We start from the raw sequence: 673 nt of genomic DNA, 5'->3' as shown, positions 1-673 counted from the left end.
GCCCGAAGGCGACGATCTGGCATGCCGCTGGATCGCCGTCCGCCACGCCGACGACCACATCCACATCCTCGCCACCACCGTCCGCGAAGACGGCCGCCGCCCCAAACTCCACGACAGCGGCCTCCGCGTCGGCGACACATGCCGCGGGATCGAGAAGGACTACGGCCTGCGCCGCCTGAAGAAGGGTGACGGGACCGCTGCTCGCCGCCCCACCCAGGCCGAAATGCACAAGGCCGAACGCCTCGGCTGGAAGCAGACCGGTCCCGAGTGGCTCCAGGGCCGCATTCGTGCCGCCATTCCCCACGTGACCGACGCCGAGGAATTCATCGCCTACCTCGAAGCCGACGGCATCGAGGTCCAGGTCCGGCGCGGCCCGTCAGGAGATCTCCTCGGGTATGCCGTCGGTCGCCCCGGCGACCTCAACGAGGATGGCGAGCAGATCTTCCACCCGGGCGGAAAGATCTCCCCCGACCTGTCCCTGCCCAAGATCAAGGCCCGCCTGGAATCCAGCCAGCCCGAAGAGCACCCCACCGCCCGCCGCAACCGCCCGAGCACTCCCTGGCACCAGGCAACTGACGCCCTCGACGCCCTCCATACCGACTTCGCGGACGACGCACACGCCCAGGCGCACATCACCGCCCTCGGTGAACTAATCGAAGCCACCGCCCAGAAA

At 68.8% G+C, this 673-nt stretch carries 1 pseudogene; it reads left to right on the top strand.

The features are described 5' to 3' along the window. Positions 1 to 673, top strand: a pseudogene (locus IG62_RS0140985) (relaxase/mobilization nuclease domain-containing protein); the annotation flags it as partial.

This window comes from Streptomyces sp. NRRL S-337, from assembly GCF_000720175.1.
GTDB classification, from domain to species: Bacteria; Actinomycetota; Actinomycetes; order Streptomycetales; family Streptomycetaceae; genus Streptomyces; species Streptomyces siderophoricus.
This window is presented reverse-complemented; position numbering and strand designations above follow the sequence as displayed.